Origin of the sequence: Aquincola sp. J276, assembly GCF_024700035.1 — a bacterium.
In the GTDB taxonomy this organism is placed as follows: Bacteria; Pseudomonadota; Gammaproteobacteria; order Burkholderiales; family Burkholderiaceae_C; genus Aquincola; species Aquincola tertiaricarbonis.
Genome location: NZ_JAJONC010000001.1, coordinates 604,087 through 621,479, shown reverse-complemented (window position 1 = coordinate 621,479; position 17,393 = coordinate 604,087). Strand labels below are relative to the sequence as shown.

Below are 17,393 nucleotides of genomic sequence, written 5' to 3'. Positions count from 1 at the left end.
GCCGGGCTGTTTGCTGCTGCGCACAATGCCCCGAACATGCGCGCCAAACACCCCTAATTCCTCAGTGCGCGCCGCCGGCGTCCGCCCCGCCGCCGCCTTGCGGCCGGGCGGTGAACCAGATCATCACGATGAGCGCCAGGAACAGGAAGCTGGAGCCGTAGAAGATGTCGTCAGCCGCGCGGGTGAAGGCCTGCTGGTCGATCAGCCGGTTCACCTGCGCCAGCGCCTGCTGCGCATCCAGCCCCGCCACGCCCAGCGTGCCCAGCACCTGCGTGCTGGCGGCGCTGCCGGCGGTGATCTGCTCGGTCAGGTGCGCATGGTGCATGGCGGCGCGGTTCTCCCACAGCGTGGTGGCCACCGAGGTGCCGATGGCACCCGCGGTGATGCGCACGAAGTTGGACAGGCCCGCCGCCGCCGGCAGCCGCTGCGGCGCAATGCCCGACAGCGTGATGGTGGTCAGCGGGATGAAGAAGAAGGCCATCGCCGCGCCCTGGATCACCGTGGGGATCAGGATGGTGAGCTGGTCGGTCTGGGTGGTGAACTGCGAGCGCATCCACAGCACCAGCGCGAACACCACGAAGGCGCCGCTGGCCATCACCCGCGGGTCCCACTGCGCCACTTTCCTGCCCACCAGCGGCGACAGCAGGATGGCCAGTACCCCCACCGGCGCCAGCGCCATGCCGGCGGTGGTGGCGTTGTAGCCCATGTACTGCTGCAGCCACAGCGGCAGCAGCACCACGTTGCCGAAGAACAGGCCGTAGGCCACCGACAGCGACAGCGCGCCGAAGACGAAGTTGCGGCGGGCAAACAGGCGCAGGTCCACCACCGGGTGCTTGTCGGTCAGCTCCCAGATGATGAAGGCCGCCAGGCCCACCACCGCCACCACGCTCAGCAGCACGATCTGCCCGGAGGCGAACCAGTCCAGCTCCTTGCCCTTGTCCAGCGCGATCTGCATCGCGCCCACCCACAGCACCAGCAGGCCCAGGCCCACGCTGTCGATCGGCAGGCGCTTGCGCGGCGTCTCGCGCGTGCGGTAGATGCTCCAGGTGAGGCCTGCCGCGAAGATGCCCACCGGCACGTTGATGTAGAAGATCCAGGGCCAGGCGATGTTGTCGGTGATCCAGCCGCCCAGCAGCGGCCCCACCACCGGCGCCACCAGCGTGGTCATGCCCCACAGCGCCAGCGCGGTGCCGGCCTTGGCCTTGGGATAGCTCGACAGCAGCAGCGTCTGCGACAGCGGGATCATCGGCCCGGCCACCAAGCCCTGCAGCACGCGAAAGCCGATCAGCGCCTCCAGCGAAGGCGCCAGGCCGCACAGCCAGGAGGCCAGCACGAACAGCAGCACGCTGAGCGTGAACAGGCGCACCGCGCCGAAGCGCTGGGTGAGCCAGCCGGTCAGCGGCACCGAGATCGCATTGGCCACCGCGAAGCTGGTGATGACCCAGGTGCCCTGCGTGGGGCTGACGCCCAGGTCGCCGGCGATGGCCGGCAGCGACACGTTGGCAATCGACGTGTCCAGCACGTTCATGAAGGTGGCCAGCGACAGCGCCAGCGTGCCCAGCGCCAGCTGCGCGCCCTGCAGCGGCTGCGGCGCGGCCGGCGCGGCGGCCGGGCGGACCGGCGCCGGCGCGGCTGCGCCGGGCCCGGCGGCCAGGGAGGTGTCGGATGCCAAGGCGGGCTCCGGTCAGTGCGCGGCGGTGCCGGCGGACGAGGCGGCGCCGGCGCTGGCCACCCGCGCCACGGCGGGCGCGGCCGCCAGCCGCTTGCCCAGCTGCGAGGCCACGATGCGCCGCACCTCCTCGTCGGCCCGGGCATCGATGGCGTCGTACACCTGGGTCTGCACCTGCGTGGGCGTCTTGCCGGCATCGGCCAGCACCTTGCCGTCCTGCTGGGTGACGTCCACCGTCACGTCCATCGACAGGCCCACGCGCAGCGGATGCGCCTGCACTTCCTTCGGATCGAGCGCAATGCGCACCGGCACCCGCTGCACCACCTTGATCCAGTTGCCGGTGGCGTTCTGCGCCGGCAGCAGCGAGAAGGCCGAGCCGGTGCCGGCACCCAGGCCGACCACGGTGCCGTGGTACTCCACCTTGCTGCCGTAGACGTCGGCTTCCAGCGTGGCCGGCTGGCCGATGCGCAGCTTGCGCAGCTGGCCTTCCTTGAAGTTGGCATCCACCCAGGTGTCACCCAGCGACACCACCGACATCAGCGGCGCGCCGGCCTGCACACGCTGGCCCAGCTGCACGCTGCGGCGGGCGACGTAGCCGTCCACCGGCGCCAGCAGCTCGGTGCGCTGCGCGGCGAGAAAGGCCTCGCGCACCTGGGCCGCGGCGCGCTGCACGTTGGGGTGGTCTTCCACCGCGCTGCCATCGGTGAGCGCGACATTGGCCGCCAGCTGCTCGGCCGCGGCCACGCGGGCCGATTCGGCCGCCGCCACGGCGCTCTTCACCGCCGCCAGCTGCGACTGCGCATGATTGAACTCCTCCTGCCCCACCGCGCCGGTGGCCAGCAGCGGGCGGCGGCGCTCCACGTCGTCCTGCGCGCGCTGCAGGTCGCTCCTGGCGCGGGCCACGTCGGCGTCGCGCAGCGCCACCTGCGCCTTCAGTGCCGCGTTGTTGGAGAACAGCGTGCGCACCTCGCGCACCGTCTGCGCCAGCTGCGCCTCGGCGCGGTCGAGCGCGACGCGGGCATCGGCCGGGTCGAGCTTGACCAGCGGCTGGCCGGCCTTCACGTAGTCGGTGTCGTCGGCCTGGATGGCCAGCACGGTGCCGCCGATCTGCGGCGTGATCTGCACCACGTTGGCCTGCACGTAGGCGTTGTCGGTGTTCTCGAAGTGGCGGGCCACCTGCCAGTGGTGCACGCCCCAGGCGGCCGCGCCCAGCAGCACCACGCCGCCGAGGATCAGCAGGCCACGCTTGCGGGCCGGGCCGGCGGGCTGGGCCGCGTTGTCATGTGTGTCGCTCATCGGTACTGCTCTCGTGTAGGAGGCGCCGGCGTCCGCTGCGGACCGCGCGGCAGGGAAATTCAGTGCGCCACGGCCACGGTGGCGGCCGCGCCGGTCTCCCGCCAGCCACCGCCCAGGCCGCGCATCAGCAGGGCCTGGCTGTCCAGCGCGCGGGCCTTGAGCTCGGCGGCGATGCGACGCTGCGCCAGCACGTTGGTCTCGGCGCTCAGCACCACCAGGTAGGTGCCCAGGCCGGCGCGGTAGCGCTGCAGGGCCAGGTCGTAGGCGCTTTCGGCGGCGGCCTGGGCGGCCACCTGCTCCTGCTGCTGGCGCGCGATGGCCTGCAGCGAGGCCAGCTGGTCGGCCACCTCGCGCACGGCGGTCACCACCGCGCCGTTGTAGCTCTGCACCGCCGCGTCCAGGTCGGCGCCGCGGCCGCGCAGGTTGGCGCGCAGCCGGCCGGCGTCGAAGATCGGCAGCCGGATCGCCGGGCCGGCACCGGCCTGGCGGCTGCCGGCCTCGATCAGGTGTCCCAGCCCCAGCGCGCTGAAGCCGGCGAAGGCGGTGAGGTTGACGTCGGGATAGAACTCGGTGCGGGCCACGGCCACGTCCTGCGTGGCCGCTTCCACCCGCCAGCGGGCGGCGGCGATGTCGGGCCGGCGGCCCAGCAGGTCGGCGCCCAGCTGCGTGGGCAGCGCCGCCAGTTGCACCGGCGCCAGCGCCGGCTGCAGCCCGGCCAGCGCCTGGGGCGGCTGGGCGGTGAGCGCGGCCAGCTGGTTGCGGGCCAGGGCCATCTGCTCGTCCAGCTGGGCGATCTGCACCCGCGCTTCGGGCAGCGCGCCTTCGCCCTGGCGCAGTTCGACATGGGTGTCCAGCCCCGCGCCCACCCGCTGGCGCACCAGGCCCAGCGTCTCGTCGCGCTGGGCCAGGGCCCGCTGCGCCACGTCGCGCAGGGCCTGGGCACGGGCCAGGGCCACGTAGCTGCGCACCACGTCGGTGGCCAGCATCAGCCGGGCGGCATCGGCGTCGGCGCGGGCGGCACGTTCGCTGCCCAGGGCAGCTTCCAGTGCCGCGCGGTGGCGGCCGAAGAAGTCCAGCTCCCACGCCAGGCCGGCCTGCAGCGTGGCATTGGTGCGGGTGGTGCCGGCCAGCGGCTGAGGCACCAGGCCGTTCTCGGTGTAGCGCTGGCGGGTGGCCTCGGCGCTCAGCGTGGCGTTGGGCCGGCCGGCGGCGCGGGCGTCGTCGATGGCGGCACCGGCACGAGCCACCCGCGCCGCGGCCACCTGCAGGCTGGGGCTGTCGGCCAGGGCCTTGTCGACGAGCGCGTCCAGCGCGGGATCGCCGAAGGCCTGCCACCAGCGCGGCTGCACCTCGGGCAGGGCCGCATCGGCGACCAGGCCCACGCGGGCCGGCGCCAGGGCCTGGGCGGGCGGCGGCATCGCGCCCGGGCTGGCGCAGCCGGCCACCAGCAGCACTGCGGAGGCCACCGCCAACGCGGCGGTCAGCGTGGTCAGCGAGGTGGACTTGCGCGGCAGCGCGCGCTGCAGCAGGCACTGCGCCAGGCACAGCGGGCCGGCGCCGTGGCAATCGGGATGGGAATGGCGGAGGTTCACGGCAGAGCTTTCGTTGGTTCTTTCAGGCCGCGGCGTCGGCGCCGTCGGCTTCGCGCAGCGCGTCGCCGTTGCGCACCATGCGGCGCAGCAGCGACAGCAGCAGCTGCCATTCGTCAGGGCTGAAACCGGCCAGGTGGTTGTTGAACACCTCGGCCAGCACCGGCACCACCAGCGCGGCCAGGCGTTCGCCCTCCTCGGTGAGCGCCAGGTTGACCACGCGGCGGTCTGTGGCGCTGCGCACGCGGGCCACCATGCCCTTGGCCTCCAGGCGGTCCAGCGAGCGGGTCATGGCGCCGGCGTCGGTCTGCAGGTCACGCGCCAGGCCGGCGACGGTGCAGCCATGGCCGGTCTTGAGCTTCATCAGCGCCACCCACTGCACATGGGTCAGGCCGTGCTCGGCCAGGCGGCGGTCGGCCTGCAGCGCGATGGACTGCATCACCCGCTTGAACAGCATGCCCAGGCTGTCTTCCGGCACCCAGGCATCCGCGCGGTAGAAGTCGGCGGCGAGGGTGGCGGCGTTCTCCAAAGCGGGAGCGGCAGCGGGTTCAGCGGGTTTGACCATGGGCGGGATAATACGTGCCTAGGCAATCATTGTCAAGGCAGTAGCTGCTTGGGCACCGATTGCCCAGGCAGTGTTTGCCGAGGCGGGCTTTTGCGCCAGCGCAGCATGCGCCCTGCCCCTGCTGCCTACACTGCGCCCGGTGCGCTGCCCGAATCCACGCGGCTGCGCCGCTCGTCCATTGCCTCGTCGCCTGCCTTCTTCCGTGTCTGCCTCCCCGCCCACCGCCACCGTTTCCCCCGCCGCCGCCCCGGCTCCCGCCGAGGCCACCTTGCCGCCCAAGCGGCCGGTGCGGGCGCTGCGCGCGCTGCTGCCCTTCATGCGGCCCTACCGCACCCGCATTGCGCTGGCCGGCTTGTTCCTGCTGCTGGCGGCGGCCACCACGCTGGCCTTTCCGCTGGCGCTTCGGCAGTTGATCGACCAGGGCCTGGTGCCCTCGGACCGCGGCCAGCAGGTGCTGGCGCTGCGGGACCATTTCCTGGCGCTGTTCGCCGTTGGCGCGGCGCTGGGCGTGTTCTCCGGCGCGCGCTTCTACCTGGTGAGCTGGCTGGGCGAGCGCATCACCGCCGACCTGCGCGACGCGGTGTACGGCCATGTGGTGCGGCAAAGCCCCGAGTTCTTCGAGAGCACCCGCACGGGTGAAGTGCTCAGCCGCCTGACCACCGACACCACGCTGGTGCAGACAGTGGTGGGCTCCAGCCTGTCGCTGGGCTTGCGCAACACGCTGATGGGCAGCGGCGCGCTGCTGATGCTCATCATCACCAACCCTGGGTGATGACGCAGGTGCTGGGCATCCTGGTGCTGGTGGTGGCGCCGGCGCTGTACTTCGGGCGCCGGGTACGCCGGCTCAGCCGCGCCAGCCAGGACCGCATCGCCGACAGCAGCGCCATCGCCGCCGAGGTGCTGAACGCCATCCCCATCGTGCAGAGCTACACCCAGGAGCAGCGCGAGTCCGCCCGCTTTGCCGAGGCCACCGAGGCCGCCTTCGACACCGCGCGCCGGCGCTCGCGGGTGCGGGCCCTGCTGGTGGCCTTCATCATCAGCGCCACCTTCGGCGCGCTGCTGTGGGGCCTGTACCAGGGCACGCAGGCAGTGCTGGCCGGCACCATCACCGCCGGGCACCTGGGGCAGACGGTGGTGTTCATCATCCTGTTCATCGGCAGCGTGGCCGCGCTGAGCGAGGTGTACGGCGACCTGCAGCGTGCCGCCGGCGCCACCGAGCGGCTGATGGAACTGCTGGCCGCCCGCTCGCCGGTGCGCGACCCGGCGCAGCCGCGGCCGCTGCCCGCGGTGGCCGGCGGCTCGGCGGTGGCGCTGCAGCAGCTGCAGTTCCACTATCCGTCGCGGCCCGGCCAACCCTCGCTGGTCGACTTCACGCTGGAGGTGCGCCCCGGCGAGACGGTGGCCCTGGTGGGGCCCAGCGGCGCGGGCAAGAGCACGGTGTTCCAGCTGCTGCTGCGCTTCTACGACGCGCAGCGCGGCCGGGTGCTGATCGACGGCGTGCCGGTGGCCGAGACGTCGATGCATGCGTTGCGCGAGCGCGTGGGCATCGTGCCGCAGGACAGCGTGATCTTCTCGACCAGTGCGCTGGAGAACATCCGCTACGGCCGGCCCGAGGCCACCGACGCCGAGGTGCAGGCCGCCGCCCGGGCCGCCTATGCGCACGACTTCCTGATGGCGCTGCCCGAGGGCTACGACACCTACCTGGGCGAGCGCGGCGTGCGGCTGTCCGGCGGCCAGCGGCAGCGCATCAGCATCGCGCGCGCCATCCTGAAGAATCCGCCGCTGCTGCTGCTGGACGAGGCCACCAGCGCGCTGGACGCCGAGAGCGAGCGCGTGGTGCAGGCCGCACTGGAAAGCGCGATGGCCAACCGCACCACCCTGGTCATCGCCCACCGGCTGGCCACGGTGCAGCGCGCCGACCGCATCGTGGTGATGGACGCCGGCCGCATCGTCGACATGGGCACCCATGCCGAGCTGATCCAGCGCGGCGGGTTGTATGCCCGGCTGGCGGCGATGCAGTTCCACCACGAAGGCGCGCCATCGGACCGGGTCGGACATGTCCCACGTACCCCACGGGCCGGATCCGATGGCCCCGCCCCCTTGTAACGGTGAGACTCGGCAGCGCCGCCACGGCGTTTCGCCGAGCGGCCATGACAAGGAGCCTTCCATGAAGAGAACGATGAACTTCCGCCCCGCCATCGTGGCGCTGGGCGCCGCCGCGGTGCTGATCACCGGCTGCGCGGACATGAGCCAGACCAGCCGCGACACCGCCAAGGGCGCGGGCATCGGCGCGGGCGCCGGCGCGGTGCTGGGCGGCCTGACCGGCGGGCGCAGCGGCGCCGGCACCGGTGCGGTGGTGGGCGGCGCGGTGGGTGCCATCGCCGGCAACATCTGGTCCAAGCGCATGCAGGAGAAGCAGGCCGCGATGGAGAAGGCCACGCAGGGCACTGGCATCGACGTGGCCCGCACGCCCAACAACGAGCTGAAGGTCAACATCCCCAGCGACTTCTCGTTCGACGTCGGCAGCGCCGCCATCAAGCCGGCGATGCGCCCGGTGCTGGACCAGTTCGCCCAGGGCCTGGACCCGGCCATGCAGGTGCGTGTGATCGGCCACACCGACACCACCGGCAGCGACGCGGTCAACGAGCCGCTGTCGCGCCAGCGCGCGGCCAGCGTGCAGCAGTACCTGAGCACCCGCGGCGTGCCGGCCTCGCGTGTGGTCACCGAAGGCGTGGGCTCGCGCCAGCCGGTGGCCGACAACGCCAGCGCCGACGGCCGCGCCCGCAACCGGCGGGTGGAGATCTACCTGACGGACACGCAGTCCTGAGCGATTAAACTGCCGCGGACTCCGCCTGCGCCACAGGCGCAGCCGCAGGACCAGACCCCGGGGCCGCACCAGATGCGGCCCTTTTTCATTGCACCAGGAGTCCGCGTGACCGCCCTTCCCGCCCGCCCCGTGCGCACCCAGTACGAAGACTTCATGCGCCATGTGTTCGAGCACGGCGTGAGCAAGACGGACCGCACCGGGACCGGCACGCGCAGCGTGTTCGGCCACCAGATGCGCTTTGACCTGGCGGAAGGCTTTCCGCTGGTCACCACCAAGAAGGTGCACCTGAAATCCATCATCCTGGAACTGCTGTGGTTCCTGCGCGGCGACGGCAATGCCCGCTGGCTGCAGGAACGCGGCGTGTCGATCTGGGACGAATGGGCCGCCGACAACGGCGACCTGGGTCCGGTCTACGGCGTGCAGTGGCGCGCCTGGCCCACGCCCGACGGCGGCCACATCGACCAGATCGCCGAGGTGGTCAAGCAGCTCAGGACCAACCCCGACAGCCGCCGCATCATCGTCAGCGCCTGGAACGTGGCCGACCTGTCGAAGATGGCGCTGATGCCCTGCCATGCCTTCTTCCAGTTCTACGTGGCCGAAGGCCGCTTGAGCTGCCAGCTCTACCAGCGCAGCGCCGACATCTTCCTGGGCGTGCCCTTCAACATCGCCAGCTATGCGCTGCTCACCCACATGCTGGCCCAGCAGTGCGACCTGCAGGTGGGCGACTTCGTCTGGACCGGCGGCGACTGCCACATCTACAACAACCACTTCGAGCAAGTGCGCACGCAGCTGGCCCGCACGCCGCACCCCTACCCGGTGCTGCACATCAAGCGCCGGCCGCCGTCGATCTTCGACTACGAGTACGAGGACTTCGAGGTGCTGGACTACCAGCATCACGCACCCATCAAGGCCCCGGTGGCGGTGTGAGCGCGGCCATGCCCACGCCCAGGATCTCGCTCATCGCCGCCGTCGCCCGCAACGGCGTCATCGGCCGCGACGGCGCCATGCCCTGGCACCTGCCGGAAGACTTCGCTCACTTCCGCAGGACCACGATGGGCCACCCGGTGATCATGGGCCGGCGCACCTGGGACTCGCTGCCGCCGCGCTTCCGGCCACTGCCCGGCCGCACCAACATCGTGGTGACGCGCCAGCCGCAGTGGCAGGCCGAAGGTGCCGTGCGCTGCGGCTCGATGGCCGAGGCCATCGCCGCGGCCAGGCCGGCCGACAAGGCCTTCGTCATCGGCGGTGCCGAGTTGTATAGCCAAGCGCTGCTGGTGGCCGACGAACTGGTGCTCACCGAGCTCGATGCCGACTTCGACGGCGACACCCGCTTTCCGCGCTTCGAGGGCGCCTTCGTGCCCGTCTCGCGCGAGGTTCACCAGGCCGCCGAGCCCAACCACTTCGGCTACGCCTTCGTCACCTACCAGCGCCGCTCAGGGTAAGCACCGGTCCGCTGCTTTGCGATGACAATCCCGCCCCGCAAGAGGAGCGAGATCACGATGAGCAGCAGTTTGTTTCCGCGTTGGACCCTGAAGACCACCGGCGAGGTGGCGCCCGATGAACGCCTGCCCGGCGGCCAGACCCTGGTGATGGGCATCCAGCATGTGGTGGCCATGTTCGGCAGCACCGCGCTGGCGCCCATCCTCATGGGCTTCGACCCCAACACGTCCATCTTCTTCTCGGGCATCGGCACGCTGCTGTTCTTCCTGCTCACCGGCGGGCGGCTGCCCAGCTACCTGGGCTCCAGCTTCGCCTTCATCGGCGTGGTGATCGCGGCCACCGGTTATGCCGGCAGCGGGCCCAATGCCAACATCGGCCTCGCGCTGGGCGGCATCATCGCCGCGGGCATCGTCTACATCCTGATCGGCCTGGTGGTGCAGATGCTGGGCACCGGCTGGATCGAGCGGCTGATGCCGCCGGTGGTCACCGGCACGGTGGTGGCCGCCATCGGCCTGAACCTGGCGCCAGTGGCCATCAAGAGCCTGGGCGCCACGCCCTTCGAGGTGACGGTGGGCCTGCTCACCGCGCTGGCGGTGGGCCTGATCGCGGTGCGCACCTCGGGCGTGCCGGCACGGCTGCCCATCCTGCTGGGCGCGCTCGCGGGCTACCTGCTGTACGCCATCGGCGCCAACGGCCTGGGCTGGGGCAAGCCGATCGACTTCAGCAGCGTGGGCCAGGCCGCCTGGTTCGGCTGGCCGAAGTTCTCCGCGCCGGTGTTCGACGTGTCGGCCATGGCGCTGATCGCGCCGGTGGCGGTGATCCTGGTGGCCGAGAACCTGGGCCATGTGAAGGCGCTGGCCGCAATGACCGGCCGCAACTTCGACCCGCTGATCGGCCGCGCCTTCATCGCCGACGGCCTGGCCACGGTGGTCTCGGGCGCGGGCGGCGGCACCGGCGTCACCACCTATGCCGAGAACATGGGCGTGATGGCGGTCACCCGCATCTATTCCACGCTGGTGTTCGTGGTGGCGGCCTTCGTGGCGCTGCTGCTGGGCTTCTCGCCCAAGTTCGGCGCGCTGATCCTCACGCTGCCGGTGCCGGTGATCGGCGGCCTGGCGCTGGTGGTGTTCGGCCTGATCGCGGCCACCGGCGGCCGCATCTGGGTGATGAACAAGGTGGACTTCTCCAAGCCCGGCAACCTGATCGTGGCCGGCACCGCGCTCACCGCCGGTGCGGGCGACCTCACGTTGTCGATCGCCGGCTTCAAGATGGGCGGCATCGGTACGGCCACCTTCGGCGCCATCGCGCTGTACCACCTGCTGCGCGACAAGCGCTGAGCGGCTTCAGGCGGCCGCGCCCTCCAGGCGGAACAGCGCCACCGCCCGCACCAGTTCGTCGGACTGCTGTCGCATGCTGTCGGCGGCCGCCGCGGACTGCTGCACCAGCGCGGCGTTCTGCTGCGTCATGTGGTCCAGGGCGCTCACCGCCTGGTCCACCTCCACGATGCCGCTGGACTGCTGATGCGTGGCCTCGCTGATGCCGGCGATGATCTCGCTGACCCGGCCCACGCCCTGGGTGATCTCGGCCATGGCCTGGCCGGCCTCGCCCACCAGCCGGGTGCCCAGGGCCACGGTGTCGCCGCTGGCGCCGATCAACGACTTGATCTCGCGCGCAGCCTGCGCGCTGCGCTGGGCCAGCGTGCGCACCTCGCCGGCCACCACCGCGAAGCCGCGGCCCTGCTCGCCGGCGCGTGCCGCCTCCACCGCCGCGTTGAGGGCGAGGATGTTGGTCTGGAAGGCGATGCCGTCGATCACGCTGTTGATGTCGGCGATGCGGCCGGACGCCTGCTGGATGCGGGCCATGCTGTCCACCACCTCGGCCACGATGCGGCCGCCGCGCTGGGCCGCGCCGGCGGTGGCCTCGGCCAGCAGGCGGGCCTGCTGCGCGGCCTGTGCGCTGTCCTGCACGGTGCCGGTGAGCAGCGACAGCCGGCTGGCCGCCTGCTGCAGGCTGCTGGCAGTGTGCTCGGTGCGCTGGCTCAGGTCCTGGTTGCCGGCGGCGATCTCCGCGCTGGCATCGCAGATGGCCTCGCTGCCGCGGCGGATGTCGCCCACGGTGCCGCGCAGCTGCAGCGTCATGCGGCCCAGCGCCGCGCGCACCGAGCGCGGCGAAGCCTGCGCCTCCACCGGCACCGAGAGGTCACCGTCGGCCACCCGCTGCACCAGCTCGCGCAGGGCCGAGGGCTCGGCACCCAGGTCGCGCCAGACCGAGGCCACGATGGTGCGGGCGGCCAGGCCCATGGCCAGCAGCGCCAGTGCCACCATTGCAGCCATGGCCCACAGCGATTGCCGCCGCGCCTGCTCCACCGCCTGCGAGCCCGCCTGCACCGCGGCGCGGGCCGCGGCCTCCTGGCGGGCCAGCTCGTCGCGCAGCGCGCTGCGGGCCTGCTGCATGGCGGCCACCCGCTCCGGCGCGGCAGTGCCGAAGAGCATCGCCTTCGTTACCTCGGTGGCCACCGCGTGGTAGGCGAGCAGCGCTTCCTCCAGCGGGCGCAGCGCCGGTCCGCCCGCCAGCCGGTGGGCCTCGGCCAGCGCGCTGCGGGCGGCTTCGGCGTGGGCCTGGCTGTCCTGCAACTTGTCGGGATTGCCCTCGGCCGAGGCGGCCTGCAGCGCGGCCTGCACGCCGTCCAGCGCACGGTCCACCTTCAGCACCTGTTCCAGCAGCGGATAGGAGACGCCGCTCAGCCGCTGCAGCGCCTGGCCGGCACGCTCGCCCATCGCCACGTTGAGGCCCAGGCCCAGCCCCAGCACCACGGCCGCCATGCCGGGCAGCGCCCACATCCTGGTCTTGAAGTTCATTCGTGTTCCTGCGACTTGTCCAGACAGGTTCAATCCAGCGCCAGCAGCACCTTGACGCTGGCGTCCACGTCGGCCTTGTCCAGGTAGCCCACCGCATTGGCATCGGCGGCCAGCTGCTTCTTCAGCTCGGCGGGGCCGGCGGCCACGCGCGGCGGCTGGGCGCTGCCGCTGAAGGCCAGCCGCGACCACAGCGCCTTCATCTGCGCCGGGTTCTTGCCGGCCAGCCGCTGGTAGAAGGCTTCGCGCGCGGCATGGCCTTCGGGCAGGTCGAGCAGCGCGGCCTGCCCGGCACCGGCCAGCGCCTGCGTCTTGGACAGGAAGAGCTGCGCCGCCTGCTCGGCCGACAGCGGGCTGGCCGGGCTGCGCGCACCGGCCACCACCACCAGCGGGCCGGCGGCCGCAGGCGCCGCGGCCCCGGCCCAGGCCGCCAGCGCCGCGGCCGGCAGCAGCAGGCCCGCGGCGGCGCGGCACAGGCCCTGCAGGCCCGCCCGCCTGGGCACGCGGAAGATCGACTCGAAGCGATGTGCCATGGCGTCCTCCGTCAGAACACGACATCGGCGGCCAGGCTCAGCACGCGGAAACCGCGGCCGGGCTCGAAGCCGGGCTGGAAGTTGGACAGCATGCCGGTCTGGCCGCTGCCATGGCGCACGCGGTCAAGCTGCAGCTTCAGCGCCAGGCCGGGCCGCGCATCCCAGCGCAGGCCCAGGGAGACGGTGTGCATGCCGCGCGACTGCCCCGCGTCGATCACCTGCTGCAGCACCGGGTTGGCGCTGCGACGGAGGTTGTGGTCACGCAGTCCGGCCAGGGTGAGCGTGGGCGTGAGGCTGCCAAAGCGGCGGGCCACGGTCACGTAGGCCTCCAGGCCGTCGGGCAGGTAGGTGCGCGACATGCGGCCATTGGCCACCTCGGCTTGCAGCAGCCAGGTGCCGTCGTCCCACACCAGGCCCAGCGTGGTGTAGCCCACCGCGCGGTCGCGGAAGCGCAGCGCCGCCACGCCCGCGGGATCGAGCTGCGCCACCTGGTCCAGCACGCTGTCCACCGCCGGCAGCTCGATGCTGAAGGCGCCGTACTGCAGGTGGCCGGCACGCAGCGTGAGGTTGCCCCGCTCGATGACCAGGTTGCCGCCGACCAGCCGGTTGCCGCGCCAGCGGCCGGTGACCACGTTGCGGCTGGAGCGCCCGGCCATGGCCTGCAGCCGCACGCTGCTGTCGCCCCACTGGCCGCGCCAGCCGAGGTCCACGCCGTCCGCGTGGTCGAAGCTGATCATGTACAGCTCCTGCGGCGGCCGCACCCAGGGCAGCGAGAAGCCGACCTTGCGGTAGTCCGAGGTGAGGTAGGCCGACCACGGCAGGCGGCCGAGCCGCAGCGACCAGGCCGGCGACGGCTGCCACTTGACGAAGCCCATCGACAGCGCCGGCTGCCAGCGGCCATGGTGCGCATATTCCACCAGCGCCTGCGCGGAGGCCGACCAGGGCGCGCCCAGCGGCAGGTCGGCCTGCAGGCCCAGCCGGGTATCGGGCTGCAGGCCCCAACGGCGGGTGGCGCCCACGCCGTCGGGCTGGGAGAAGGTGCCGGCGAAGTCGGCCTCGCGCTCGCTGGAGTGGGCCACGCCCAGGGTGGCGAAGCCGCTCCAGGCCAGGCTGCGGCCGGCCGCCTCCTCGGCCCAGCCGGGGCCGGGCCACAGGATGCCCGCCCACATCAGCGCCAGCAGCAGGCCCCGCAGGGCCAGGTCCCACCATGCCGTCTCTTGCTTCATCGATCGCCCCTTCCGCCGGTTGAGCCAGGGCGTCCGGGACTGCGATGGACTGCAACGCCCGCCTGGACCGTGGTTTCGGCGCGGCGTCAGGCCGCAGGAGCGCAAAAAGCGTCTTTCGTCCTTCTGGGGGATGCCGCGTGCGCGGCCTGCTGCGCCAGCCAGCCGGCCAGGGCTTGCGGCGGCATCGGATGGGCATAGAGGAAGCCCTGCAGCTCGTCGCAGCCCGCGGCCTGCAGCGCGGCGGCCTCGGCCTCGGTCTCCACGCCTTCGGCCACCACCTGCAGCCGCAGCGCATGGCCCAGGCCGATGATGGCCTGCGTGATGGCGCGGGCGGTGCCGTCGGACAGCATCGCATGCACGAAGCTGCGGTCGATCTTCAGCTTGTTGATGGGAAAGCGGTTGAGGTAGTTGAGGCTGGAGTAGCCGGTGCCGAAGTCGTCGATCGCCAGGCCCACGCCCAGCTGGCGGATGGCCTGCATGGTCTGCAGCGTGCTGTCGGCGCGGTCCATCAGCATGGATTCGGTCAGCTCCAGCTCCAGCCCGCCGGGCGGCACCGCATGCCGCTGCAGGCTGTCGGCCAGCGTCTGCAGCAGCCGCGGGTCCTGCAGCTGGGGCGCCGACAGGTTGATGGACACGTTCAGCGGCGGCAGCCCTTGCGTGCGCCAGCGGGCGATCTGCGCGCAGGCCTCCTCGATCACCCACGCACCCATGGGCACCACCAGGCCGGTCTCCTCGGCGATGGGCACGAACACCGAGGGGCTCATGGGGCCCAGCTCCGGGCTGTGCCAGCGCAGCAGGCCCTCCAGCCCCACCGCCTGGCCGCTGTGCGCATGCACCCGCGGCTGCCAGGCCAGCTGCAGGCCGCCGCCGTCGATGGCGCGGCGCAGCGCCGCCTCGATGCGGTGGCGCTGCAGCGCGCGCTCGGTCATCTCGGCGGTGAAGAAGGCGCTGGCATTGCGGCCGCCGGCCTTGGCCTGGTACATGGCGGTGTCGGCATGGCGCATCAGCTCGTCGATGTCGGTGGCGTCGTCGGGCGCCAGCGCGATGCCCACGCTGCAGGACACGTTCAGCTCCGCCCCATCCACCACGTGGGGCTGGCGGATGCGCGGGATCAGCCGCTGCTCCACCACCTGCGTCACCTCGTCCACGCTGTCCACGCCGGCCAGCACCACCACGAACTCGTCGCCGCCCAGCCGGCTGACGGTGTCGCCCGCGCGCACCGCCTCCAGCAGCCGCCGCGCCACGCTGCGCAGCAGGCCGTCGCCGATGTGGTGGCCCAGCGTGTCGTTGATGGTCTTGAAGCGGTCCAGGTCGATGAACATCACCGCCACCTTCTGCCCGCTGCGCCGGGCCTGTTGCAGCGCCATGCGCAGCCGCTCGATGCACAGGCTGCGGTTGGGCAGCTCGGTCAGCACGTCGTGCTGCGCCAGGAACTGGATGCGGGCCTCGCTCTTCTTGCGGTCGCCGATGTCGATGGAGGTGAAGATGTAGTGCGTCACCTCGCCGCGGGCGCCGGGGCCTTCGCGCACCGGGCTCACCATCATCCAGGCCGGGTACTCGCTGCCGTCGCGCCGGCGCACCGCCAGCTCGCCCTGCCAGGTGCCGCGGCGGGCCACGGTGCGCCACATCTGCTCGGCGAAGTCGGGCGCGCTGCCCTGGCCCAGCAGCAGGCGCGGGCTCTCGCCCACCACGTCCTGCAGCTCGTAGCCCGTGGCCTTGTGGAAGGACAGGTTGGTCGTGAGGATGCGGCGGTCGGCATCCACGATCAGGATGGCCTCGGTGGAGGCCTCGAACACCTTGGCCCACAGCTCCAGCCGGCGGCGCATGAGCTTCAGGTGGTTGATCGGCGAGAACACCGTGATCACCGCGTCGCGGCCCTGGTAGGCCACGCGGCGCGCGCTGAGCACCGCCCAGGTGGGCGCGCCGCTGCCCAGCCAGCGCACCTCGAATTCATGCACCGCGTCGCGGTCGGCCAGTTGCTGGAAGAAGTGCGCCCGCACCGGCGGCTCCAGGCCCACGGCCCAGGGATCGGTGCGGCGGCCATTGAGCCAGGCCTCGGCCGGCGGATTGGCATGCAGCACCTCGTGGCCGGGGATGGCGGTGACCATCAGCGGGATGGGCGTGCTTTCCACCAGCGCGCGCTGGGCCTCGGCGGCGCGGGCGCTGGCGGCCAGCTCCTGCTGCGCGGTGCGCTCCCGGTCCAGCTGGGCCAGCATGTCGTTGAAGGCCAGCACCAGGCGGCCGATCTCGTCCTGGCTCACCCAATGGGCGCGCAACCGCGGATCGCCGGTGCGCCGCACCTCGTCGGCCACGCCGGCCAGCCGGCGCAGCGGCACCGCGATCTGCCGCGCCACGCCGTACACCAGCGACAGGATGGCCAGCAGCAGCACCAGCGCCGTGCCCAGGTGCAGCCACATGCGGGTGTATAGGCCGTCGATGCGCTGCGCCAGCAGCCGCGACAGCTGCTGCACGCCCAGCCGCCAGGCCTGGTGCAGCTCGTCCAGCAGCTCATGCTGGGCCAGGTGCACCGCCCGCAGACGGTCGTCGGTGGCGCCGTCGTCGATGTAGGCGCGCGAGGCGCGGCGCAGGCCCTCGATGGCCGCGGCCAGCCGGGCTTGCGCCGGGTCCAGCGACAGCCGCAGCGCCGGCGTGCTGGCGGCCACCGCCTCGGCCAGGTCGGAGGCGATGCCCTGCGCCACCGCATCCAGCTGGCCTTCCAGCACCAGGTACTGCGAGAGCGGCCCGCTGCCCGCCCGAGCGCCGGCGCCGCCGGGGCGCAGCTGGGTGCCGATCTGGTCCAGCACGCCCAGCAGCTCGGGGTAGCGCAGCAGCACCAGGGACATGCTGTAGTAGCTGTCCAGGTCGGGGTCCAGGATGAGGTTGGACTGGTTGCCCACCCGCGTGACCAGCGCCCGCCCCTGCTCCAGCGCCTGGGTGAGCGCGGCCGGCGCGGGCCGCGGCTCCAGCGCGGCCAGCAGGGCCTGCAAGGCGGCGGCGGGCTCGGCGCTGCGCATGCCGGGCCCGTGGCGGGCCTCGGTGATGGCCACGGCCTGCGCCAGCGGCGCCCAGCCGGGCGCCCCGGCCTGCGGCTGCGGCCCCGTGCCCACGCCGCCGCGGGCCAGCGCCACCAGCACGTCGGCCGTCTCGGCGATGTAGGCGATGCCGGCTTCCTCCTTGCGGGCGAAGTCGATGGCGATGAACTTCTCGTTGATGAGGATGCCGCTGATGTAGATGACGGCGGTGAGGTCCAGCAGGTAGATCAGCAGCAGTTTGCGGCCCACGGACAGGCGGGCGAGAAAGCGGGCGAACAGGCGCGACATCGGGGTCCTTGGTACGGCGGGGACGACGGCGGCGAGCCGGCGTCAGGCTCTGCGGATTGCCTGCATGGCCCGT

At 72.4% G+C, this 17,393-nt stretch carries 12 protein-coding genes and 1 pseudogene; 5 read left to right on the top strand and 8 right to left on the bottom strand.

The genetic code is table 11. The features are described from left to right. Positions 1-61: 61 nt before the first annotated feature. From LRS14_RS02965 to LRS14_RS02950, 4 genes are all read right to left on the bottom strand, one after another. A complete protein-coding gene (locus tag LRS14_RS02965) occupies positions 62-1,672 on the bottom strand; it encodes a DHA2 family efflux MFS transporter permease subunit (RefSeq protein ID WP_404977523.1) in 1,611 nt (536 codons plus the stop codon). A gap of 12 nt (positions 1,673-1,684) precedes the next feature. Next, positions 1,685-2,965, bottom strand: a complete 1,281-nt coding sequence (locus LRS14_RS02960; protein ID WP_046115372.1) for an HlyD family efflux transporter periplasmic adaptor subunit — start codon at positions 2,963-2,965, stop codon at positions 1,685-1,687. Positions 2,966-3,024: 59 nt separating this feature from the next. Then, entirely contained in the window at positions 3,025-4,491 is a 1,467-nt protein-coding gene (locus LRS14_RS02955) for an efflux transporter outer membrane subunit (protein ID WP_404977569.1), read from the bottom strand. Positions 4,492-4,579: 88 nt separating this feature from the next. Continuing rightward, positions 4,580-5,119 carry a MarR family winged helix-turn-helix transcriptional regulator gene (locus tag LRS14_RS02950; RefSeq protein ID WP_257798546.1) on the bottom strand — a complete coding sequence of 180 codons (540 nt, stop codon included), beginning with the start codon at positions 5,117-5,119 and terminating at the stop codon, positions 4,580-4,582. 316 nt (positions 5,120-5,435) lie between these two features. Between LRS14_RS02950 and LRS14_RS02945 the strand changes: the two are divergent. The 5 genes and pseudogenes from LRS14_RS02945 (at position 5,436) to LRS14_RS02925 (ending at position 10,723) form a co-directional block, all read left to right on the top strand. Continuing rightward, positions 5,436-7,225, top strand: a pseudogene (locus LRS14_RS02945) (ABC transporter transmembrane domain-containing protein). 61 nt (positions 7,226-7,286) lie between these two features. Continuing rightward, complete coding sequence (locus tag LRS14_RS02940; RefSeq protein ID WP_257798545.1) at positions 7,287-7,946, top strand: OmpA family protein; 660 nt, start codon at positions 7,287-7,289, stop codon at positions 7,944-7,946. A 153-nt stretch (positions 7,947-8,099) separates the two neighbouring features. Then, positions 8,100-8,873, top strand: coding sequence for a thymidylate synthase (locus LRS14_RS02935; RefSeq protein WP_257800394.1), 774 nt, complete (start codon positions 8,100-8,102; stop codon positions 8,871-8,873). An 8-nt stretch (positions 8,874-8,881) separates the two neighbouring features. Beyond that, positions 8,882-9,388, top strand: coding sequence for a dihydrofolate reductase (locus tag LRS14_RS02930; RefSeq protein ID WP_046115381.1), 507 nt, complete (start codon positions 8,882-8,884; stop codon positions 9,386-9,388). A gap of 57 nt (positions 9,389-9,445) precedes the next feature. Further along, positions 9,446-10,723: a solute carrier family 23 protein gene (locus tag LRS14_RS02925; protein ID WP_046115367.1), complete on the top strand. Its 1,278-nt coding sequence runs from the start codon at positions 9,446-9,448 to the stop codon at positions 10,721-10,723. A gap of 6 nt (positions 10,724-10,729) precedes the next feature. Here LRS14_RS02925 and LRS14_RS02920 read toward each other — a convergent pair whose 3' ends face one another. The 4 genes from LRS14_RS02920 to LRS14_RS02905 all read right to left on the bottom strand — a co-directional run bounded on the left by LRS14_RS02920 (position 10,730) and on the right by LRS14_RS02905 (position 17,320). Continuing rightward, positions 10,730-12,244: a methyl-accepting chemotaxis protein gene (locus tag LRS14_RS02920; RefSeq protein WP_257798544.1), complete on the bottom strand. Its 1,515-nt coding sequence runs from the start codon at positions 12,242-12,244 to the stop codon at positions 10,730-10,732. A 29-nt stretch (positions 12,245-12,273) separates the two neighbouring features. Further along, positions 12,274-12,774, bottom strand: coding sequence for a hypothetical protein (locus tag LRS14_RS02915; protein WP_257798543.1), 501 nt, complete (start codon positions 12,772-12,774; stop codon positions 12,274-12,276). A gap of 11 nt (positions 12,775-12,785) precedes the next feature. Further along, the gene (locus LRS14_RS02910) at positions 12,786-14,000 is read right to left on the bottom strand and encodes a hypothetical protein (RefSeq protein WP_257798542.1); all 1,215 of its coding nucleotides are present in this window, start codon (positions 13,998-14,000) and stop codon (positions 12,786-12,788) included. Between the two features lie 86 nt (positions 14,001-14,086). Beyond that, positions 14,087-17,320 (bottom strand): EAL domain-containing protein, encoded by a 3,234-nt coding sequence (locus LRS14_RS02905; protein ID WP_257798541.1) that lies wholly within the window; start codon positions 17,318-17,320, stop codon positions 14,087-14,089. Between the last annotated feature and the right edge of the window lie 73 nt (positions 17,321-17,393).